The sequence below is a fragment of the Vibrio sp. 811 genome (assembly GCF_033339195.1).
The window spans coordinates 156,161-177,412 of sequence record NZ_JAWOUB010000005.1 but is presented as its reverse complement, the minus strand read 5'-3'; the positions used below and the strand labels follow the sequence as shown (position 1 = coordinate 177,412).

The 21,252-nt window shown below is 45.0% G+C and carries 16 protein-coding genes; 9 read left to right on the top strand and 7 right to left on the bottom strand.

The window, feature by feature from the left end:
- Window positions 1-115 precede the first annotated feature (115 nt).
- The 3 genes from R7Q46_RS10790 (at window position 116) to R7Q46_RS10780 (ending at window position 7,169) form a co-directional block, all read left to right on the top strand.
- Entirely contained in the window at window positions 116-2,449 is a 2,334-nt protein-coding gene (locus R7Q46_RS10790; protein WP_213960490.1) for a YgiQ family radical SAM protein, read from the top strand.
- 262 nt (window positions 2,450-2,711) lie between these two features.
- On the top strand, window positions 2,712-6,221 hold the full coding sequence (locus R7Q46_RS10785; protein WP_318077497.1) for a T6SS effector BTH_I2691 family protein: 3,510 nt from the start codon (window positions 2,712-2,714) through the stop codon (window positions 6,219-6,221).
- 3 nt (window positions 6,222-6,224) lie between these two features.
- Complete coding sequence (locus R7Q46_RS10780) at window positions 6,225-7,169, top strand: hypothetical protein (RefSeq protein WP_149192442.1); 945 nt, start codon at window positions 6,225-6,227, stop codon at window positions 7,167-7,169.
- Window positions 7,170-7,302: 133 nt separating this feature from the next.
- On the opposite strand, the gene R7Q46_RS10775 is transcribed toward R7Q46_RS10780, so the two are convergent.
- The 3 genes from R7Q46_RS10775 to R7Q46_RS10765 are packed head-to-tail and all read right to left on the bottom strand — an operon-like array spanning window position 7,303 to window position 10,173.
- The gene (locus R7Q46_RS10775; protein WP_017820493.1) at window positions 7,303-7,719 is read right to left on the bottom strand and encodes a GtrA family protein; all 417 of its coding nucleotides are present in this window, start codon (window positions 7,717-7,719) and stop codon (window positions 7,303-7,305) included.
- A gap of 4 nt (window positions 7,720-7,723) precedes the next feature.
- Complete coding sequence (locus R7Q46_RS10770; RefSeq protein WP_045412049.1) at window positions 7,724-9,130, bottom strand: ArnT family glycosyltransferase; 1,407 nt, start codon at window positions 9,128-9,130, stop codon at window positions 7,724-7,726.
- A 2-nt stretch (window positions 9,131-9,132) separates the two neighbouring features.
- Window positions 9,133-10,173 (bottom strand): glycosyltransferase family 2 protein, encoded by a 1,041-nt coding sequence (locus R7Q46_RS10765; RefSeq protein WP_167415328.1) that lies wholly within the window; start codon window positions 10,171-10,173, stop codon window positions 9,133-9,135.
- Between the two features lie 152 nt (window positions 10,174-10,325).
- Between R7Q46_RS10765 and R7Q46_RS10760 the strand changes: the two genes are divergently transcribed.
- From R7Q46_RS10760 to R7Q46_RS10750, 3 genes are all read left to right on the top strand, one after another.
- Window positions 10,326-11,003: a response regulator transcription factor gene (locus R7Q46_RS10760; protein WP_005389368.1), complete on the top strand. Its 678-nt coding sequence runs from the start codon at window positions 10,326-10,328 to the stop codon at window positions 11,001-11,003.
- A complete protein-coding gene (locus R7Q46_RS10755) occupies window positions 11,000-12,286 on the top strand; it encodes a sensor histidine kinase (protein WP_182016756.1) in 1,287 nt (428 codons plus the stop codon). Before R7Q46_RS10760 ends, R7Q46_RS10755 begins: the two co-directional genes overlap by 4 nt.
- Window positions 12,287-12,393: 107 nt before the next feature.
- Window positions 12,394-13,290, top strand: a complete 897-nt coding sequence (locus tag R7Q46_RS10750) for a 1-aminocyclopropane-1-carboxylate deaminase/D-cysteine desulfhydrase (protein WP_318077496.1) — start codon at window positions 12,394-12,396, stop codon at window positions 13,288-13,290.
- A gap of 39 nt (window positions 13,291-13,329) precedes the next feature.
- Here the strand turns inward: R7Q46_RS10750 and R7Q46_RS10745 are convergent, their stop codons facing one another.
- Together R7Q46_RS10745 and R7Q46_RS10740 are read right to left on the bottom strand one after the other, a co-directional pair.
- Window positions 13,330-13,872 carry a hydrolase gene (locus tag R7Q46_RS10745; RefSeq protein ID WP_005457944.1) on the bottom strand — a complete coding sequence of 181 codons (543 nt, stop codon included), beginning with the start codon at window positions 13,870-13,872 and terminating at the stop codon, window positions 13,330-13,332.
- A gap of 150 nt (window positions 13,873-14,022) precedes the next feature.
- Entirely contained in the window at window positions 14,023-14,883 is an 861-nt protein-coding gene (locus R7Q46_RS10740) for a LysR family transcriptional regulator (protein ID WP_017634710.1), read from the bottom strand.
- A 99-nt stretch (window positions 14,884-14,982) separates the two neighbouring features.
- Between R7Q46_RS10740 and R7Q46_RS10735 the strand changes: the two genes are divergently transcribed.
- Window positions 14,983-16,047, top strand: a complete 1,065-nt coding sequence (locus tag R7Q46_RS10735) for an HlyD family secretion protein (protein WP_025625303.1) — start codon at window positions 14,983-14,985, stop codon at window positions 16,045-16,047.
- Between the two features lie 9 nt (window positions 16,048-16,056).
- Window positions 16,057-17,076, top strand: a complete 1,020-nt coding sequence (locus tag R7Q46_RS10730) for a DUF2955 domain-containing protein (RefSeq protein ID WP_318077495.1) — start codon at window positions 16,057-16,059, stop codon at window positions 17,074-17,076.
- Between the two features lie 90 nt (window positions 17,077-17,166).
- Here R7Q46_RS10730 and R7Q46_RS10725 read toward each other — a convergent pair whose 3' ends face one another.
- Window positions 17,167-18,195, bottom strand: coding sequence for a methionine synthase (locus tag R7Q46_RS10725; RefSeq protein WP_258473913.1), 1,029 nt, complete (start codon window positions 18,193-18,195; stop codon window positions 17,167-17,169).
- 30 nt (window positions 18,196-18,225) lie between these two features.
- On the bottom strand, window positions 18,226-19,200 hold the full coding sequence (locus R7Q46_RS10720) for a DUF1852 domain-containing protein (RefSeq protein WP_042523046.1): 975 nt from the start codon (window positions 19,198-19,200) through the stop codon (window positions 18,226-18,228).
- Window positions 19,201-20,302: 1,102 nt separating this feature from the next.
- Between R7Q46_RS10720 and R7Q46_RS10715 the strand changes: the two genes are divergently transcribed.
- Complete coding sequence (locus R7Q46_RS10715) at window positions 20,303-21,220, top strand: leukocidin family pore-forming toxin (RefSeq protein ID WP_005376731.1); 918 nt, start codon at window positions 20,303-20,305, stop codon at window positions 21,218-21,220.
- Window positions 21,221-21,252: the final 32 nt, after the last annotated feature.

Sequence of the window (21,252 nt, the reverse complement as noted above, 5' to 3'; positions counted from 1 at the left end):
ATATTTTTACAAACCAAATAAAACTCGATGAACTAAGCTTGAATAGATGAGTTTGTTATAGATACCTGATAATCAAATCGCTATAATTCGCGCTCCCTGGAACAGAGAGCAAAATATGACCAATAACATCACTCCTATTCATGAGTACAAAAAATACTGGGCAGAGTGTTTTGGTACGGCACCTTTCTTGCCGACCAGTCGCAAAGAAATGGATGCCCTAGGATGGGATAGCTGTGACATTATCATTGTAACCGGTGACGCTTATGTGGATCACCCAAGCTTTGGTATGGCTATCATTGGCCGCCTGCTAGAAGCACAAGGTTTCCGTGTCGGTATCATTGCTCAACCAGAATGGCAAAATAAAGATGCGTTCATGCAACTTGGTAAGCCAAATCTGTTCTTCGGGATCACTGCGGGTAACATGGACTCCATGATCAACCGTTACACCGCGGATAAAAAGCTTCGTCACGATGACGCGTACACACCGAATAACGAAGGTGGTAAACGCCCAGACCGCGCGACTTTGGTTTACTCTCAACGTTGTCGTGAGGCTTACAAAGAAGTACCTATTGTTTTAGGTGGTATCGAAGCCAGCCTACGCCGTGTGGCACACTACGATTACTGGTCAGATAAAGTTCGTCGTTCAGTACTGTTTGATGCAAAAGCAGACATCCTACTTTTTGGTAACGCAGAACGCGCACTTGTCGAAGTAGCACATCGCATCGCAAACGGCGAAGACATCAGCACCATGACCAATATTCGTGGTACTGCCGTGAACTTGCCAGCGGCGCCAGAAGGCTACACGGTTATTGACTCTTCTCGCATTGAAAAACCTCGTAAAGAAGCGTTCGTACCAAAGAACCCATACGAAGTAGAAACTCAGTGTGAAACTAAAAAAGACGAGCCAGTTGCACAACCAATCACGATTCGCCCATCACGCCACGATGCTGCGACGACTGCGGTCCGTTTACCTTCGTTTGAAAAGCTAAGAAACGATCGTATTCTTTATGCGCATGCAAGCCGTGTACTGCATTTAGAAACGAACCCGTACTCTGGTCGAGCGTTACTTCAAAGCCATGGTGATCGTGAACTTTGGGTAAACCAAGCCCCAATCCCATTGACGACCGAAGAGATGGATTTTGTGTTTGGCCTGCCTTACGCGCGTGTCCCTCACCCTATGTATGGCAAAGCAAAAATTCCTGCTTACGACATGATCAAAACCTCGGTTAACATCATGCGTGGCTGTTTTGGTGGCTGTTCTTTCTGTTCGATTACCGAGCATGAAGGTCGAATCATTCAAAACCGTTCGAAAGAGTCTATCATCAACGAGATTGAAGAAATTCGCGACAAAGTTCCAGGCTTTACCGGCACAATTTCCGATCTTGGTGGCCCGACTGCAAACATGTACCGCCTGGGCTGTAAAGATCCAAAAGCGGAAGCGAACTGTCGTCGTCCTTCTTGTGTATTCCCGGGCATCTGTAACAAGCTAAACACAGACCACAAACACACGATCGATTTATACCGCGAAGCGCGTAAAGTTGAAGGCGTGAAGAAAGTGATGGTTGCATCTGGCGTACGTTACGACCTTGCGATTGAATCACCAGAATACGTGAAAGAGCTCGTGACTCACCACGTAGGCGGTTACTTGAAGATTGCACCGGAACATACAGAGAAAGGTCCTCTTGATCTAATGATGAAGCCAGGCATGGGTACGTACGATCGCTTTAAAGAGATGTTCGAGAAATACAGTGCAGAAGCAGGCAAGAAGCAGTACTTAATCCCTTATTTTATCTCTGCGCACCCAGGCACAGAAGACGAAGACATGCTGAACCTTGCTCTGTGGCTGAAAAAGAACAACTTCGAATGTGACCAAGTACAAAACTTCTACCCTTCGCCAATGTGTAACGCAACGTCGATGTACTACTCAGAGACAAACCCTCTGAAACGCGTGAAGTACAAAAAACGTGAAGATGTACCTGTAGCAAAAGGTGAACGTCAACGTCGCCTGCATAAAGCGCTGTTGCGTTATCACGATCCAGCAAACTGGCCAATGATCCGTGAAGCCCTAGTCAGTATGGGTAAAAAACATTTGATTGGTGACAAACAAGGCTGTCTCGTTCCTGCAGAAGACATTGAAGCACAAACACCTGCGCAACGTCGTAAATCTGGTCGTCACGGGGCAAACCGCTTTGCAACCAAACATACCAAAAACCAACCAGGCTTCGGTGGTCATTTGAACAAACGCTCTGAAGGCGGTTCAAAAGATGGTAAACCATCTGGCAACCGTAACGGTTCGGGTAAAGCTACAGGTGGTCAACGCCCTGCAAGCAACGGCCAACGTCCTAGCGGCAACGGTGCAAACCGCCCGGCAGGTAGCAAGCCGCAAGGCCAAGGTCGCCCACAAGCACAAGGCAAACCAACTGGTCAACGTAAACCAAATCGTCGCTAACTCTTTAGCACTTAGATACTAGAAAGGGCTCCAGAGGTAACTCTGGAGCCCTTTTGTTTTGTCGGCTCATTGAGGCATCACTCACAACTCAAACTTTGATTCAATCAATACAAAAAATGGTAAACACCAACCAACTTATTGGAAAAACAAACAATTATTTGATTGACGCAAAACCATAAAAATCTAACTCATTGATTTTTAATTGCTTTATTTTGGTGCGATATTTGCGTAACAGAGTAAAACTCTTAAACATGGGCTAACGATGAATAATCCACTTCCCCCAAAAACTTCTATGTTCTGGTATGACAACAGCTATACCTATGAGGAGGCCGTTCAGGCATTTGAAAGCGATGGTACACTGAAATCGCTGAATATCGTTCCAACCACGGAATCTGATGATCTTGCTGGCTCACCCCCAGAGCGCAGTATGTTTTGGGAGGGAGAAACAAAAAAAATCGATCCGCCACCGCCGTCTGAACCAGAGCCTCTCAATTTAAAAACTGAGAAAGAAGCAACGGAAGCATCACCTGCGCACTTTATCCCAGTCCGCTATGCCATCGATCAGCTAGAAACAGAAGAGACACAACCTTTTGGTTTGCCTGAAGAATGGAAAGGCCAAGGCCGAGCCAAACTCAATACCGTTGGTTACACCCTGCGTCAACTGCGCGACGGTTGGCTGTATGTCTATGATGCAATCAACAAAAGCTTAGACGAATACGAAATCAAAGGAACGCAATTCACGCTCTATAAGTTGGGAGAATCAGAAAGCCCAAAATCAGAGCAGCGTGGGACACCACAAGATGCAAAGCCCTTCCTTACTTACGTCAACGGAAGCGTACTATCGATTTGCTTCTCTGAGCACCGGTGGACATGGCACACGTTCATGCGCGTACTTAACAATCCGAGTAATCATATCGATCGCATGCAAACCATTGTTCTGTCCTCAAACGAGAATCAGCACAACATTGCACCAATAGATAAGTTAACCCAAGTCGCTGATATTGAATCTTCTGCCGTCGATGATGGTCGCTTTGCGGATTCTGGCATCGCCACCAAAGCAGATGAAGATGGTTCTGTCTTTAAACCTGTCGCAGTCGAAAGCGATTTAACCTCTGCGATTCCAGAAGAAGAATCAGGCTACTTCGTCGCGATAAAAGATTACGCCGCAGACATTCAAGATATGTCACTGCATTTTGTTGGTGCCGCAAGCCCTTACCGCCTTTTCACTGACCAGTTTTCAAACCAGTGGAACTTGATGCAGACCGCCATGCAACTGTGTATGTTTGGTGCAAGTGACGAGATAGACATGCCAGCTAGCGTTAAGCGTAACGGCGAAGAGCTGTCGTTTTATACCGACATGGCTGACTATTATGACTCCTCTCACCAACTTGATTTGGCAGAGCAGAACAAAAGCTCAGTTCAGTCCGGCTATCCTGCTAAATTTTCCGCTGGAGCGATTGAATCACACCAACATACCCAAAGTGACATTGCTAAAGCGATACAGGACAAATATCGAATTTCTGCGAGCCGTTTTGGTAAATACGAACAATGGATAGCGACTGAACGCTGGCGTCAGCAGCTCAACTGGAAGCAAATGCTGAGCGAGATGCAAGAGCTGTCAGAACAAAAAGAAACCATGCTAGCCCAAGTGGTTTCGGTCAAACGCGACTTTATCGCAGTAATGGAGTCCTTAACGCCGCATCATCTCGAAAGAACCTTCGACCTATACAGCGAAGACACGCAGTACAGCTTGTATCAACTACACAAGCAAGCGGTTGAGTCATTTACTTTGGTGATACAAGAAGAAGACCGCCAATGGGCTGAAAGCCAATGGGAGAAACCAACCAGTTTACTTGCTCTCTATGCCTCTGGGTTTAGTCGTAGTTTATTTAAAGTGATGGAGAAGAATATTACAGAGGCGCTTGATGAACAGTCGATCGTCTCAGGAAATCCTGATCCTGATAATCAGTTGATGGACCAGATATCTGATACCAGCAACCGCGTGAATATGTACTCTAAGATCATGGACTTTGTTTCCAACCCAAACACTGCGGAAACAGCCTTTCTCAAAGATATCGCCAAAGGTTTCCAAGAGCTGGATATTATTTTTAAATCTGCAATAGGTGCGCTTGCAAAAGGCGTTGTAGAGTTTGGTGTTAGCATGACCTCACAAGTATCAATTTCGCTGATGCCTGTTTTCGCTAAACCTCTGAACCGTCATAGCTATTATTTATTTGCCGTTATTGCAGAACATATGGCACACAACATGCCCGTAACAATAAAAGAAGGTTACGCTCGCGATTTTAAAAAATGGAAAACACGCGTAAATGATTATCTGATTAAGCTCGAAAAAAACGATGCAATCATTGCTGACTTCCAGAAAAATAACCGCAAAGCTGACTCTAAATACACAACAGCTTTAAAAAATAAAAAGACTATTAAGAAGGCTCTCGCTGTAGCTACATTGGAGTACCCGCAGTACATTGAGTTACCTGATGATCTACCTCAAAGAACCATCGAGCTTAGAACGCGGATCGTGATGAATAAGCTCAATGATTTGAATAAACTGTTCGAGAATGCCGGTGGTCTAGGCTTTCTGGCATTAATATTTAACTGCATCGCGCTTGGTGATGCCATGAGCAGTATTCAAGACACGGGGTTAATGTCCTCAGATGAATTTTTGGATATCCAGCAAAAGTTATTTTACACAGTCAACGCTTGGACGGGGATTCGCACGGGTAAATTATGGGATAGTGTGAAGGGTGATCCTCGGTTAAGGTCACATTCATATAAAGCATTAAAAGAGTTAGTAAATAATAATGCCCGTGGTTTTGATAACTTGATCCTTGATGACTTAAAGGTATTCAATAAATGGCTAGCTGTGACCGGAGTTATTGGAGCTCTTGCTTCGGGTATAGAGGCCTATCGTTCATGGAAGAACATAGACGGTTTACATGGGAGCGCAAGAGTTGTCGAATACTTCAACTTTGCATCTTTAGTTGGATTGACACTTGTAGGTGGGTTTCAAGCTATCGGTGGATTAACTGGGATTTGGTCTGCAAATATTCTGTTTGGAGGTCCGATCATGTTTGTCATTATGGGCCTTACTGCAGTTTACCTTCTTAGTAATCATATAATGAGTAAACTTAAACAAGATGATTATCAAAAGTGGTTAGATAAACTTCCTTGGGGCTATCACCCAGATAAAGCCCTGTGGAGTCAATCCTCAAGCTTGGTAGAGAGAGAAAAGCATAATTCCTCTTTAGTGCAAGAGGCTCTTTTTGAGTTAAAAACCATAATGGATAAACCTTTGATCTGCCAAATACCATTGATGCGTACCGTTCCGAATTCAACAACACAGTATCCGGCAGCAAAACAAGAATTGTTTGGTATTGAGCTACATATCCAAGTTCCCACCAATACAGCAAGAGATGGAATAAAACTTCGGACAAATACTTCTGTAACAGAGGGAGGACTGGGGTCGGGAGCTTGGCACACTGGAGTAGATCTAGAAACGTTGGATAGTTCAACAGATTCCTCAGATTCTCAAAGTGTCTATAAATTGACTTTACCAATGAAAGACTCGGCTAAATATTTAGCATTTGAGATAGAATACATTCTTGATGAGAAGAGCGAATTTAACCGTAAGTACTGGTTCCAAAATAATGCAAAACAGCGTGCAACTTATACAGCAATTTCAGACAATACCAAACAAGCAACGATCAGAAGTTCATTATCTTCGATTAATAGTGAACTTAGCTTACAGGAGTAACCTTTGGCTTATTTACCTTTCTATATTACCCCAGAAGAATTTTCAGCATACCAAGAAGAGCAGGAGCAAAAAATTCTTAACGGGATGAATCTGACAGTCTGGCATAAGCACGATATTGAAGAGCCTTTTCGATACTTATACCTATCAATTGCTATAGCTGCTGTCAGTCCATTATTTTTCCTTACCTATTTCCTACATGATAGTAGTGAAATGATCTTAACTTACATTTTATCGGGGCTGACGATAATCATGTCTGGTGTGTCTTATCTGACATTTGGTTTGGACAATCGGTATGATTACACCTTCTCCGATCGCGGGTTAGTCATAAAAAAACGACGTAATTTACCGAATTGGGTAAACTCCGCGGCTCAAGTCATGGGCTGGATTGGAGCAATAGTTTGTGTCGTGATGGTTGGAGTTGCTGGACCGATGGTTCTTGTCGGAGCCGGTGGCTTTATATTGGTTTCATTTGGTATGCTTAAACGCAAGCCTGATGAACCAACAGAAGTAAGAATCGGAGAACGTGAAGACTGGCTCTTTGCTGATTACAATAAGAAAAGAAAAGTAATTAAGTTCTTTTTTAAGCATGACACATGCGAATATATTAATATAGAACATACTAAGATTTCACGCTTACACAACCGATTCCACTATTACGTATTTTTCAAAACCGTGTCTGACTTAGAGTCTATGGTCAATCAGCTAGCCACGGAATATAAGCTTGACTGTACAGAAGTCGCCGACCACAAAAAGCTATTTGAAGCTAAGCCAGAGGCTAGACTGTTTGGTACGCCAGTTTGTTATAAAGAATATCAAACCGATGAGGTATTTGATTTAAGGGCGTCAAATGCCCCGCTCCCAGAGCGAGAGTACCTATATAACGGCAAGTGGCAAACCGAGTCTGAAATCGAACAATCAAAATCTGAACTAACGGCAGCCAAGGTATAAACCTTGGCTTATTTACCTTTTTACATACCCCATGAAAAGCTTTAGGTTTACTCTGATGTACAAAAAGAAAAATTGGTTCAAATAACGAATTTTTAACTCGAGGATAGGATAGTAAGCCCGAACCTTTCTATCCTCAACTAAACACCCATTTTGCACTGAGCAAATAATTACTCACCATGCCTGCCAATATGCCTAAGATCAAAGCCAAATAGACCATCACTCCTTGCGTTCCTAGCGCGAGCGTTACGCCTTTGAACACAATAAAGTTCGGCAAAGCACTGATGCAGGCACTCGCCATAAATTTTTGCCATTGAGCGAAAGGGTTGGTTTTTTCTGCTTGAGAGAAAGTCAGCCAGCGATTGCCAAGCCAAGTCGTGGTTGCTGCAAACAAAAATGCTATCCCACGAGCCAGCATCAACTCCAGACCAAACCAATGGAACAACACAGAAAAGATAAGGGTGTCGACCATAAAGCCGACACCACCTACTAGAGCAAACCTTGTTAACGAAGCAAACCTTTCCAGCGAAGCAAATTTTGGTAATTTGCGCATTCCGTTATCCAACCACACAGGTGTAGAGTGAGCGTTTCGATTTTGCTGTGAACTCGTTGGTACAACTCAACGCATTTTCATGAATCATGCTATCCACTTGCTGCGATTTACCAATCAGGTGGAATTTCTTCAGATTGTTTAAGTCATTCTTATCTTCAAGCTTTTTCGCCTGACCATGACTATAGAACTGGCCTGAGAACGGGCGCTTACCAATATAAAAGACCGGAGCGTTGTCATTAATTTGCGCGAAGATTATGCGGTCGCTGCGGCTATCTGCTTTGCCCATATTCAAAACCAACATCGCAATCATAAGCAGGGCTGGCAACACCGCTGCCGTTCCGGTCAACCATTTGAAATCGTGTTTATCCACCAGCATTGCAATCAAAATACCCAACGCAGGCACACCCGGTAATACGTAAGCAGGCAGAATATTCCCAGCCATGGTGAACAAGATCATTGGAGAAATCAGCCAACACATCAGGAAGCTAAATAAACCTTGATGATCGGTTTCAATAGCTTTGAGTACCTTACGACGTTTCCAAGCCAAGATAGGCAATACAATTGACCAAGGCGCAGCCGATTGCAGCCAGAATACCCAGATCATCCCACGTGGTTGATCATGAGCAGAGCCATACAGGTCCCCTTCCCAACCGCTGACAACAAAACGCTTGAAGTGCTCGCCAACAATGAAGTAATCAATAAATCCAGGCGTCGCCATTTCTGCCATGATGTACCAAGGCAGAGCAATCGCCAGCATAAGCGCCAAACCCGATACAATTGGAAAACGCTGCCACAAGGCTTTGAAGGCACCGAAGAAACCATGCTGAATCACAAGCCAAGGAAACACTGCGATGCCCATGATCACGATCGCCACTGGACCTTTTGCTAATAATCCACAAGCCAAACCAAAGAAACCGAGGTAACCCCACAATCGGCTGTGTTTGTCTTTGCCAAGCCAGCAGTAGTAAAAGCCGACCATCGCCATCGTCATTGCCAACGTCAGCGCCATGTCTGTCATCACCGCACCCGCAGCAATTGAAAAGATGCCACACGTCGCCAGTACCAACGCTGCGATGACTGCATTAAAGCCAGCGCGATGCGCCATGAAAGCAACAAAAACAATCGTCGCAACACCCGCTAACCAATGAGGCGCGCGCACTGCAAATTCATTCAATCCAAACAGCTCAATGCCGTAAGCACTCATCCACGTGAACAGGGGGGGCTTCCCCCAAAAAGGCACGCCGTAATCAAACTGTGGGGTAAGCCAATTGCCGGTTTCCACCATTAAGCGCGCCATTTCGCCGTAGCGGGCTTCTGTGGTGTCCATCAAAGGGTAAGCAGCAAGTGAAATAAGACGGAGTAAAAGAGCAAACGCCAACAACAACCACAAATGGGTTTTATTAATACTCATGATTACGCGGTTTCTCCAAGTTTAAACTTCATGGTTTGGATGGATTGATGTTTTGCAGGCTGCTCGTAAACGGACTGAACAAGATAAAGAGGACGTTGCTTGGTCTCGACAAAAATGCGGCCAATGTACTCGCCCAAAAGGCCAATCGACAGCAGTTGCACACCGCCCAAGGCAAGTTGGACGACCATCATGGATGGGTAACCAGTGACGGGTTCACCAAACACAACGGTTTTCATCACTATGAATACGCCATAGATAAAGGCACTGAACGCCACTAACGCACCAGCAAGTGTCGCTAAGCGCAAAGGGCGAATGGAAAACGAGGTAATGCCATCCATTGCAAGGCCAATCAGCTTGAGATAGTTCCATTTGGTCTCACCACAGAAACGAGCGTCACGCTCAAACTGAACCGTCACTTGCTTGAAACCCGGCCAAGAAAAAATGCCCTTCATGTATCGGTTACGTTCTGGCAGCGCATTGATGTGCTTAACCACTTTTGCGCTCAGTAGACGGAAATCGCCCACGTTCTCAGGCACATCCAATTTCGCCATGCTGTTAAGCACTTTGTAAAAGCAAGCGGCCGAGAAGCGTTTGAACCAAGTTTCACCGTGGCGCTCGCTGCGCTGCATGTTCACCACGTCATACCCTTCACGCCATTTTGATACCATTTGCGGGATCAACTCAGGCGGGTCTTGCAAGTCGGCATCAATCACGATCACCGCTTCACCTTGACAGTGTTCCAGACCCGCACTCATGGCGGACTCTTTGCCGAAGTTACGGCTTAGTGCAATACAACGAACGTCGCTAGAAGATTGAGAAAAGTTTTGCGCGATCATTAGGCTCTCGTCTTTGCTGCCGTCGTCCACATAAACGATTTCACAGCGTTCTGGCATTTCATCCAAAACGGCGGCTAAACGACGATGAAATTCAGGTAAGACTTCTTGCTCGTTAAAGAATGGCACCACAACAGACAAAACTGTTTTAGGCTCAGTGTGTTGGCTCACCTTTGAAAAGGTTGCAGCGTGAATGTTGAAGGTTGACATGCTACTCTTCCACTAAATCCGATGAATGAATCCAGTCTACAAACATCAACGTGAAAGAGATGTTATTGACATCTTTTTCACGTCCTTAGTGAATAATGTTCGGTTAAGACGAAGTCTTATTTTCGAACACCTGCCCACTTGGAGAGAAATACATGAAACGCGTACTTTTAGTCGAAGATAATCGAGAAATTGCAGGCATGCTGTTCGATTATTTTGAGTGTGCAGGTATGGAACTCGATTATGCAGACAACGGCGAACTCGGCCTGAAACTAGCGATGGAAAACACCTTCGACATCATCTTGCTCGATCTCATGCTGCCACGCATGGATGGCCTGACCATGTGTAATAAACTTCGCGACGCGGGCAACAACACACCGGTACTTATGCTGACGGCGCTCGATAGCCGTGACGATATGCTCAAAGGCTTCCAACACGGTGCGGATGACTATCTGACCAAACCTTTCGATCTGGATATTCTTGAAGCGCGCATGATGGCACTGATCCGCCGTTACCGTGGCACTGTCGCATCGAGCAAGTTGGAATACGGTGAAGTGTCTATCGACCAAAAAACGCGTAAAGCTTATCGCCAAGATAAACTGTTGGCGCTAAACCCTACCACTTACACCATTCTGGAAATGCTTGTGAAAAGCGCGCCAGACGTAGTGACACGCGAAGAAATTGCCTTCCAACTTTGGCAAGAGAACGAGCCGAACAACGACGTTCTGCGCAGCCACATTTACCAACTTCGCAACCAACTTGATAAGCCATTTGAACAACATGTGCTTATCACCGTGCCGAAAGTTGGCTTCCGCTTGGAGACAGGTGCATGATCAATCGCTTACTTGCTAGCACGCAAAGCACACAAAGTATGACAGGGCGACTCGCTCTGTTTTTCTCTTTTGTGTCGGTCGTGATTGGCATCTTCTGCTTTTTGTTGATTACCGGCTCCCTGCTTTGGTCTGAAGACCGCGTGGGCGAGCGTCGTATTATGGTCGACAAAAAAGAAGCAATTGAACATTTCCAGTCCCACCCAGAGCAAGGCAGTATTCAGCTTGACCTGCTCACCACTGCATACAACGACATCTCATTGGTTGCCGAGCGCTATCAAAAATACCTGATTGGTCAAAAGCACTTTCTTGATGAAGTAGAAGACGGTGAATACTCGCGCATGGTTTACATGAGCACTTACACCTACAAAGGCGTTGAACATCCCGTTATTCTGGTTTCCTTGATTGATGAAATCGAGATCACCTCAGAGGAATTCATTCTCGTCGTCGCTATGGTGCTGTCCATTGTCGCCGTGCTGGTGTTTCTGTTTGGTAGTCTGCTGCTGCGCTTATCACAGCGCTTAATTGAACCCGTCAATGCGCTTAAAACTCAACTCGATCACCACCAAGGCGATGCCACGCAGACCTTTAGTGTGCCTGAGGGCTCGGCCAAAGAGTTCCAAACCCTCGCGGATGAGTTGAATGAATATCGCCACAAAATCAACCAAGTCATCAAGCGAGAGCAAGCCTTTGCACGATACGCAAGCCATGAACTGCGTACACCGTTAACCGTAATGAAAGGCTCAAGCAGCCTACTGGCGAGAAGTGCAAACACGGATTTCCAGACTCGCCAAGTGAACCGAATTCAAGATGCAACGCAGCAGATGTCGACCATGGTAGATGCCCTACTCGGCTTAGTGCGTTACGAGCGTAATGCAGATGATTCACCAGTGCGCAGCATCACCGAAGAAGAACTCAACCAAATCATCTTCCAAAGCCAAGCTCAGGCGGATGAGAAAGCACTCAGCTTTGATGTACAGATCGACGGCAACCCTAGAACGCGCGCGACCAATGCCGTGTTGACCATTATTCTTGGCAACCTGATTCGCAACGGCATCGCTGCGACACCTTCGGGATCAATTCATATCAATATGGATGAAAACACCATCTCGGTGCGCGATGAAGGTGAAGGCTTTTCGACCATTCCACATTCTGATGGGCACGGATTAGGTTTGATGATTGTGGACGATTTGTGCCAACGCTATGGCTGGCAATTTAAGATTGGTACACATCCAGAAGGTGGTTGTGAGGCAGTAATTGATCTTGCGTCAGAGCATCAGGAATAACCGAAATGGTTGTACTGAAACACAGACTTTTTATCTGGGTTTAATGGCGTTACACTACGCGCCCTTTTTAACGGCAAGGTCGCGTGGTTGGACACGTCAGCAGTCACATGAAACTCTCTGAAAGCCCGATAACTCAACACAACTTCAACGGTCATACGTTTTTTCTTAAGCGTGATGACATGCTGCATTCTCACTTTTCTGGGAACAAAGCACGTAAGTTTATGGCGTTGATGGAAACGCAAAACAGCGACATCAAAACCCTCATCAGTTACGGCTCTGCTCAATCCAACGCGATGTATTCGCTAGCAGCTCTCGCCCAGATTAAAGGTTGGGCATTTGAGTTTTATGTTCATCACATTCCATCTTGGCTAAAAAGCTCCCCCATCGGAAACTATCGCGGCGCTCTCGATTTGGGTATGAAAATCACCGCCATGCGAGACATCGGTAGCGAACTCCACCCTAGTGAATACATCCACCAGGTACGAAGATTAGATGAATCGACATTGCTTATTCCAGAAGGTGGACGTTCCCACCTCGCTGAAGCTGGCATCAAACAGTTAGCACGAGAAATTCTTGATTGGACGCGATTGAGAGGTAAAGAGCAGTTTACGGTCGCCCTGCCATCAGGTACTGGCACGACGGCTTTATATCTTCATAAACATTTAAGCCCACACGGCATAGAAGTGCTAACTTGCCCTTGCGTAGGCGATGCAGATTACTTAACTGAGCAGTTCAACCAGCTCGGTGAAAACAGCCACCCAACCATTTTAACCGTGCGCAACAAACACCATTTTGGTCGCTTGTACGAAGAAGATTACATCACATGGAAAGCACTCTTTGAGCAAACCGACCTCGAATTTGACCTGTTATACGACCCGTATATGTGGCAATGCCTCACCCCTTGGTTGGAAGAGAACACAGATAAAACGGTGATTTATATTCACCAAGGAGGGTTACTTGGCAACGAGTCGATGTTGCCAAGATATCAACGAGAATTTGAATAGCGTGTTCAAATAAAGTTGTTGCTGATTACAGTGATTCCACTATTTGATGAGCGCCAGAATTTCTTTGAATTCAGGTGCTCGGCAATCTTCGACCATTTCATACAAACACATTTCTAACCCAGTGAGCACCACACCGTTAGCGGTTAACTTCGCAAGAGCGAGCGCTTTATTGGCAGCGGTTCGGGAAGAGACACAATCCGTGACTAATTCAACGCGATAACCGGACTGGCGCAGAGAAACCGCGGTTTGATAGACGCAAATGTGGGATTCAATACCGCAAACCAACCAGGTATCAACTTTCGCGTTCTCCACCGCGACCTTAAACGTCGCCTCTTTGCAACCATCAAACGTGTACTTGGTAATAGGTAAATGCGTGCTTTCAAGCACTTCACGAATCGGCTCCGCGGTTGGGCCCAACCTTTCTGGATTCTGTTCTAGCCACAGAATAGGCAAATCTAGTGCTTTGGCGCCCTTTACCAGTTTCGTGATATTTTCAATCAGTGCGTCGCTTTCATGCATTAATGTAGCGAGTTTGCCCTGAACATCCACCACAATCAGGCCCGTGTTTCCTTTCGATAACATTTCCATCTCCTATCTTGTGCGACCACAAACCATACTCAACAAGTTGAGCAACAGTTAATGTATCAGAACCCTTTCATGTTAGAGCAATAAAACCTAGAAAGATGACCTTCGCTCACACATTTGCCCTTAGGTAAGAGTGGTTTGAACTGACTATTTAAATTTCTCTCGAATTAGTTCAATCAAGGCTTTGACTTTATTGGGCAGAAATAAGGCCGAGGGATAAATCAGAGTAAGATGCTGCTTCGGATGCGCGAATTGAGGCAGCACCTCGACCAACAAACCGTCTCTCAGTGCAGGCTTGGAATGAATTTGAGGAATAAACGCGATGCCGTTTCCTGCTATCGCCATCGAGCGCAGCAAGTTGAGGTCATCCGAACGCAACGCCACATGCAGATCTGAATCGAGCAAATCGGCATTGTAACGATTAGTTAAAAGGCGATGCTGCTTAAGATCTTCCACCGTTTTTACTGGCGGATGCGATTCTAGATAGGCTTTTGACGCAACAAAGTGACTACGATAAGGCAAAAGACTGAACTGCACATAGCTGTCATCGGTGACTTTGACCACGCTCGGAAGAAGCTGTAAATCAAACGATTGACGCTTGAGATCGACACTCTCTTGATGGTTTTCAATCTCGACCGAAATCTCCGGATACCGCGTTGTGTACTCGGTGATGATCGCGTTAAACGCGGCAGAGCTCATCAATGCGGAAGGAATGGCTAAACGCACCTTGCCCGTCAGCTCTTGTTGATATTCGTGCATGGCATTTAAACCTTGCTGAATATGGTCAATAGGCTGCCCCACCAACTCAAACAAGCGTTTCCCGTGCTCCGTCAACTCAATGCTGCGTGTTGTGCGAATCAAAAGCTGTACCCCGAGCGATTTCTCTAATTCTTGCAGACGACGACTCACTTTTGAGCGTTGTAGTTGATTCGCCTCTGCCGCTGCACTTATACCGCCGTGAACCACCGTCTGAGTGAATAGGTAAATATCATCAAAATTAACGTTCATTGTCCTATTTTTAGGTCATTTATGTTCGTATTATCATTCTACTGAATTGTGAGTGACTTCTCTATAATCCGCTATCCAATATGTTTAACGGAGCTTGTAATGACGGCTGACCAAAAATTCAAACACTGGATGCGAACTTTGATTGTCCTGTTCATCGTACTATTTTTGTACATTATCATTGCTGACCGCCACGCCCCCTTAACGACCGAAGGACGAGTGCAAGGATACGTTGTCCAAGTCGCACCCGAGGTATCTGGTAAAGTGACCGACGTTCTCATCGAGAATAACCAGTCCGTTCAAAAAGGCGATGTGTTGTTTACGATTGATGATCGTAAATACAAGATAGCGCTTGAACAGGCGGAGCTGTCTCTGCAATCCGCCTATGAAAAAGAAGCAACACTGTATTCTCAACGCGAAGCCGCTCTTGCCAATATTGCCCGCGCACGAGCGACATTTGATAATGCACACCGCGAGTACAACCGCTTACTGACACTATCGAAGCAGAAAGTCATCTCTCAATCGACACTCGATAATGCCTTTGCCCAAAATCAGGTATCACGTGCAGCGCTTAAAGCGGAACGACAAAACTTAAAAGTCATTGAGGCGCAATTAGGCGACCAAAAAGGTCAAAGCACCGCCGTTCGAATTGCCAAAAACGGCATCGAAAAGGCGCAACTTGATTTGGCAAATACCGCGGTACTCGCTCCCAGTGATGGTGTCGTGACCAACCTGCAACTAGAAGTTGGCACGATGGCAAACACCAACATGCCATTGCTGACGTTTGTACCAACAGGATCACTCTGGGTAGCCGCTGATTTTCGTGAAAAGTCCGTCGCGAACGTAGACAAGACTTTCCACGCCTTGGTCACATTTGATGCCAACCCAGGTTCGGTGTACGACTTTGATTTAGCTAGCCGCGATTACGGTGTAGCAGCCGCACAACAAACGCCTAATGGCGCACTGACCAAAGTGGAAGTGAACAACCGCTGGGTACGTGATGCGCAGCGTACACGAGTGAACCTAACCAGCAGCGAAGAGTTACCACCAGCACTGTTTGTCGGCTCTCGCGCTACCATTGTTTTGTACCCAGACAACAGCATTTTCTGGCAGTTGATGGCGCAAGCACAGATTCACCTCGCAAGCTGGTTCCACTTCATTTACTAGGCGGCGACAATGAAAACCTTACGAATTTGGTTCGGCTGCTCTTTAGGACTCGCGCTAAGCATGATCTTCGGTTGGTCTTACGGATTTTTTGCCATCATGATGCCGCTGTTTATATTGGGCAGAATGGACAACTTTAATCTAGCGGCTTTATTGACCGTGTTTTTCTCTGCGGTGTGGACAACCATACAAGCCACATTTTTGCTGGAATACTTGCAGTTTCATCCAACATTAATGACCATTGCCGTCGGAATCATGATGCTGTTCAAGTGCATTGCAATGATGAACCAGAAAACCTATTTGTTTGGTTACATGGGGCTGTTGGTGGGTTCAATTGTGTTGAATTTTGCCAGCTATAACTTCATGGATATTGAAGAGTTCAATGTCAACATGTGGGTGATGGCGTTCAGCAATATTTTTGTTTGCGCATTCGCGTATTGGTTGTTCCCTGAGCCAAAACCCTCCGCCGAACACATTGAGATATCGACCCCCGTAAAAAGCGATATTGACTACATCAGCCAAGTTGCCATGGGTTGGGTAGTGGCGATGGCGGCATTTATCGTATTCCAAGTAGCAGACTTATATGACTCGCTATCCGCACAAGCTTCCATTTTGATCATCCTAACCCCAATGACTTTAGCGGGCTCGCTCGCCATGGCAAAAATTCGCATCATCGGCACCGCACTAGGCTGCATCGCAGGGATGGCTGTTCAGCTCATATTGGGCAGTTGGTATGGGCATGGGCTACTCTTTTGGCTCGCCTTTACCATTGCGATGGGGCCATTCTGCTTGTGGCTCACCAAGGGGCAAATTAAAGCGGCTATCGCGTTTTCTGCCATGTCTGCCCTATCGGTTCCGCTGACGACCTCATTGGTGCCAGAACAAAAAGACGCGTTCTTTTCGATCTTGTACCGTTTCAGCTCGATTTTCGTTGCGGTTCTGCTCACCGCGATGGTGATGTGGGTGGTGCATCACTGGATTCGTGTGATGTTGCTAAAACATCCTGAAGTTCGACAGCTAGAAATGAACTAGCGCGAAGTTACAACGTCTGTTTTAAGAAAAAAACCAAGAACCGAGCTCTTGGTTTTTTTGTTTATCTAAGGGGAAAATATTTTGAATAACTTAAGCAGACAGCTCTCTACGAACAATCTCCGCTCCCGCACTTAGCGCATTGAGCTTAGCGGTTGATACTTCACGAGACAAAGGCGCCATACCACAGTTGGTACATGGGTAAAGCTTGTCGGCATCAACGTATTTCAATGCCTCTCGCAGTGTATTCGCCACTTCTTCTGGCGTTTCAATCTCGCTGGTTGCTACATCAATTGCACCAACCATCACTTTCTTACCGCGAATCAACTCAAGCAACTCAATAGGCACTCGCGAGTTATGACACTCAAGCGAGATAATATCGATATTCGACTGCTGCAATTTAGGGAATACTTCTTCGTATTGTCGCCATTCAGTGCCTAGCGTTTGCTTCCAATCCGTGTTCGCTTTGATGCCGTAGCCATAGCAGATATGCACCGCCGTTTCACATTTCAGCCCTTCAATCGCACGCTCTAAACATGCAATGCCCCACTCGTTCACATCATCGAAAAACACATTGAACGCAGGTTCATCAAACTGAATGATGTCGACACCTGCAGCTTCAAGCTCTTTCGCTTCTTGATTGAGAATCTTCGCAAATTCCCAAGCCAGCTTTTCACGGCTACCGTAATGATCATCATAAAGTGTGTCGATCATCGTCATAGGGCCTGGCAGCGCCCACTTTATAGGTTGCTTAGTTTGCTGACGTAAGAACTTGGCATCTTCAACAAACACGGGCTTTGTGCGGCTTACTGGGCCAACCACCGTCGGAACACTTGCTTCATAACGGTTGCGAATGGTCACCGTTTTACGGTTTTCAAAATCTACGCCGCTTAAATGCTCAATAAAGGTCGTCACAAAATGTTGGCGAGTTTGCTCGCCATCACTGACGATATCAACGCCTGCCAGTTCTTGCTCTTGCAAAGCGACACGTAGCGCATCGCGTTTGCCATCAATCAGTTCTTCACCTTGGAGTTTCCACGGTGACCAAAGTTTTTCTGGTTCGGCCAACCAAGAAGGTTTCGGTAAACTGCCAGCCGTTGAAGTCGGTAATAGTGTTTTCATCGTCATTCCTTTCTAGATTCTCGTTGTCGATTACGCGTAGTTTGCAGACCATTGTTCAAGCACAGATTGATAAGGTTTGATGAAATGCTCCTCGGCAAATTTCCCTTGTTCAATCGCCAGTTGGCTGCGCTCTTCTCGGTCGTAAACGATTTGAGTTAGCGAGTGGTCTAGGTTTTTTAGGTTTGGCTGGTAGCAATTACCGGCAACCGCGTTGGCATTGTAAATCTCAGGTCGGTAAATCTTCTGGAATGTCTCCATCGTGCTAATCGTGCTGATAAGCTCTAGGTTTGAATAATCGTTCAACAAGTCACCGAAGAAGTAGAATGCCAATGGTGCAACAGTGTTTGGTGGCATGAAGTAGCGCACCTGTAAGCCCATCTTCTTGAAGTACTGCTCCGTCAACGAAGATTCGTTCGGCTGATATTCAAAGCCCAAAACAGGATGTTGATTTTCGGTGCGTCGGTATACCTTGTTGTCCGATACGCTCAGACAAATCACTGGCAGCTTTTTGAAATGCTGTTTATAAGACTCAGAATTAACGAAAGCTTTGAACAGTTTGCCATGCAAATCACCGAAGTTCGCTGGGATGCTGAACTGTGGCTGGTTTTTGTTGTGGTCCAACAGCAAAACGCTAAAGTCGTAATCACGCACGTATGAAGAGAAGTTGTTGCCCACAATGCCTTCGATGCGCTCGTTAGTGTTGTGATCAACAATGTTAGTTTTGAGCACTTCAATCGATGGGAATGCTTCTCCACTACCTTGGATATCCATATCAACAGAGATGATTTCAAGTTCAACTGAGTAGCGGTCACCTTGCGCGTTATCCCAATATGCCAACGCATTAAAACGATTGTCGATCATTCGGAGTGCATTGCGCAGATTCTCTCGGCGGTAGTTTCCGCGAGCCAGATTAGCAAAATTGGTAGTGATTCGCGTGTTGTCTGATGGTTGGTAATTCTCATCAAAGCGAATGCTTTTGATAGCAAATGTGAAATCGTTATTCATCGTGAGTTGGTATCCTATTTCCTTAGATAAAGCAGACTTTTCCTAACTCTGTGCATGGGGACATTTTTTGTTTTTTGGTTTTCCCAATCGTTAGGTTGCACAGCACTTACGACGAACGGTTCGTACAAAAAACGACCGTCGCAGTGCCTAACACCAGAGCAGTCCTTTTTTTATACTTGCTTCACGAGTTGAGTAATATTGGTATTGTTTCACATTGAACATGAAGGAAATTCATAGTGGCAGTTCCAACCCTGAGAGAGCTATCGTAGATACTGTTTTTCATTGACACCAATACACGTAACTTGGCGAGCATATTGCCAATATGTGTAATTAAGAAACGGATAAGAGATTAGCAGTACGTAAACCAGTTTTAAGCCGAGAAAACGCATTGTATAAACAATACGCCAACTGGAATATAGGACAGCGTAACTTAAATAGCACTTTTCACACTCCATCGTTTATTCAAGCATTCGTTTAATTAGAAGTACGTTACATTTTATATTCTCGAAACATGATTATTTAATAATCTTATTTATTTCTTTTTCTATCTTTACCATCTTAAACGTAAAGTTTAATTTCCTGCTGTAAAAGCACATATAACTTCATACACGAACATGGCAACTTCATTGACGGACTTTATCACTAAACTATTACATTAAGCTCTAAAAAAATAATAACAAAAAAAACATAAACCACTGTTTTAATTTGAATTAAGCCCATAAACCCGAGATGACCACATAACGATACTTTACTTAGTTTGGTATAACAAAAGCCCTAAAAATAACATGGCTAACATTTATAAAATTCACTTTTATCAATAAAAAAGCTCAATATAACATTAGAAAATTAAAATTAAGCAATAACTTAAAAAGGCAAGACTTAATAACCAGATTATTATTTATTATAGTTGAGAGGTGAATTTAAAAACTATGAGACATTAATCCCACGAATCTATCCTTTTTCTTTTTTTAATAAAAAACAAGATGCACTATTTCACCGCTCATTTATTGAGCTTGAATTTATAACCTGTCCATAATTATAAAGTGCCCATCAAGATAGTTTAAAACAAAAGTCTTTATGGGCTGACTAATAGGAAACAATAATGGAAAAACAGCATCTTTCCGCGAGTATTATCGCACTCGCTTTACTTGGTTCTTTAGCACCAGCACATGCTGAAGATACATTAAAATCTTACACTTCGACGTTGCTTCAGCTTGATGATGGTGATGCACGCTCGAAAAAAATCCGCTTAATTTATTCTTTAGAAAATGTCTGGAACCAATCTTTACTACCAAATGGCGCTAAAGAAGCTAAGTTGATCCTAAATGGCGGCTCTGGCTTCGACATGACTAATGTTCCAAACAAAGAACAAATCTATGGTTTTGCCACTGGGGGAGATTACCGTTACACCGTTCCAACGGCTTTTAAGCTGGCACTGAGCTATTTAAATGGCGCCCCTTTACGCCACATGAGCCATGCTCCAGAAAACACCATTGCAACGGCATCTGTCAGTGAGTCGCTAGATTTTAACCTTGGATTCAGTGCTTCTACTTCTCCAAATATTAGTGGGGGAATCTCCTGGAGCAACCGTGTAACGTACGACCAGCCAGAGTTTCAAACGGTTGCCGATTTTAACCAAGCTAACGAAAGCATTAATTGGTTAATTGAAAACAAGACTATCCGCCATAATACGCCAGCTAAAGACTGGTTATTGTATCGTTGGACCAGTTGTGACATGGGTAATTTGATTGATTACAATGAGTTACCTGTCGTTATGCGTTCAGATTTTAAACCACAAGTCGGCGTCGTATATAGAAAAAATGACATTCAAGATGGCCTAGATACATCAGAGGTCAAGCTGGTTGCTGGTTGGCGAAAAACCAATTACTACTTTGGTCGCGACTGGTGTAGCTGGTATACCACACCAGAAAATACCTGGAAGAAAAATCGTGATAGCAGTCAATGGACAGAGACTAGCCGAGCCGTAACTATCTCTTGGAATGACGATCTCTACCACTAACTTATTAGCCTGCGGCCACGGAATAAATAAGT

Excerpts from the sequence above, each read along its gene's own strand:
- R7Q46_RS10790 (WP_213960490.1), top strand. The coding sequence starts at position 116 with ATGACCAATAACATCACTCCTATTCATGAGTACAAAAAATACTGGGCA.
- R7Q46_RS10785 (WP_318077497.1), top strand. The coding sequence starts at position 2,712 with ATGAATAATCCACTTCCCCCAAAAACTTCTATGTTCTGGTATGACAAC.
- R7Q46_RS10775 (WP_017820493.1), bottom strand. The coding sequence starts at position 7,719 with ATGCGCAAATTACCAAAATTTGCTTCGCTGGAAAGGTTTGCTTCGTTA.
- R7Q46_RS10770 (WP_045412049.1), bottom strand. The coding sequence starts at position 9,130 with ATGAGTATTAATAAAACCCATTTGTGGTTGTTGTTGGCGTTTGCTCTT.
- R7Q46_RS10765 (WP_167415328.1), bottom strand. The coding sequence starts at position 10,173 with ATGTCAACCTTCAACATTCACGCTGCAACCTTTTCAAAGGTGAGCCAA.
- R7Q46_RS10760 (WP_005389368.1), top strand. The coding sequence starts at position 10,326 with ATGAAACGCGTACTTTTAGTCGAAGATAATCGAGAAATTGCAGGCATG.
- R7Q46_RS10755 (WP_182016756.1), top strand. The coding sequence starts at position 11,000 with ATGATCAATCGCTTACTTGCTAGCACGCAAAGCACACAAAGTATGACA.
- R7Q46_RS10750 (WP_318077496.1), top strand. The coding sequence starts at position 12,394 with ATGAAACTCTCTGAAAGCCCGATAACTCAACACAACTTCAACGGTCAT.
- R7Q46_RS10745 (WP_005457944.1), bottom strand. The coding sequence starts at position 13,872 with ATGTTATCGAAAGGAAACACGGGCCTGATTGTGGTGGATGTTCAGGGC.
- R7Q46_RS10740 (WP_017634710.1), bottom strand. The coding sequence starts at position 14,883 with ATGAACGTTAATTTTGATGATATTTACCTATTCACTCAGACGGTGGTT.
- R7Q46_RS10735 (WP_025625303.1), top strand. The coding sequence starts at position 14,983 with ATGACGGCTGACCAAAAATTCAAACACTGGATGCGAACTTTGATTGTC.
- R7Q46_RS10730 (WP_318077495.1), top strand. The coding sequence starts at position 16,057 with ATGAAAACCTTACGAATTTGGTTCGGCTGCTCTTTAGGACTCGCGCTA.
- R7Q46_RS10725 (WP_258473913.1), bottom strand. The coding sequence starts at position 18,195 with ATGAAAACACTATTACCGACTTCAACGGCTGGCAGTTTACCGAAACCT.
- R7Q46_RS10720 (WP_042523046.1), bottom strand. The coding sequence starts at position 19,200 with ATGAATAACGATTTCACATTTGCTATCAAAAGCATTCGCTTTGATGAG.
- R7Q46_RS10715 (WP_005376731.1), top strand. The coding sequence starts at position 20,303 with ATGGAAAAACAGCATCTTTCCGCGAGTATTATCGCACTCGCTTTACTT.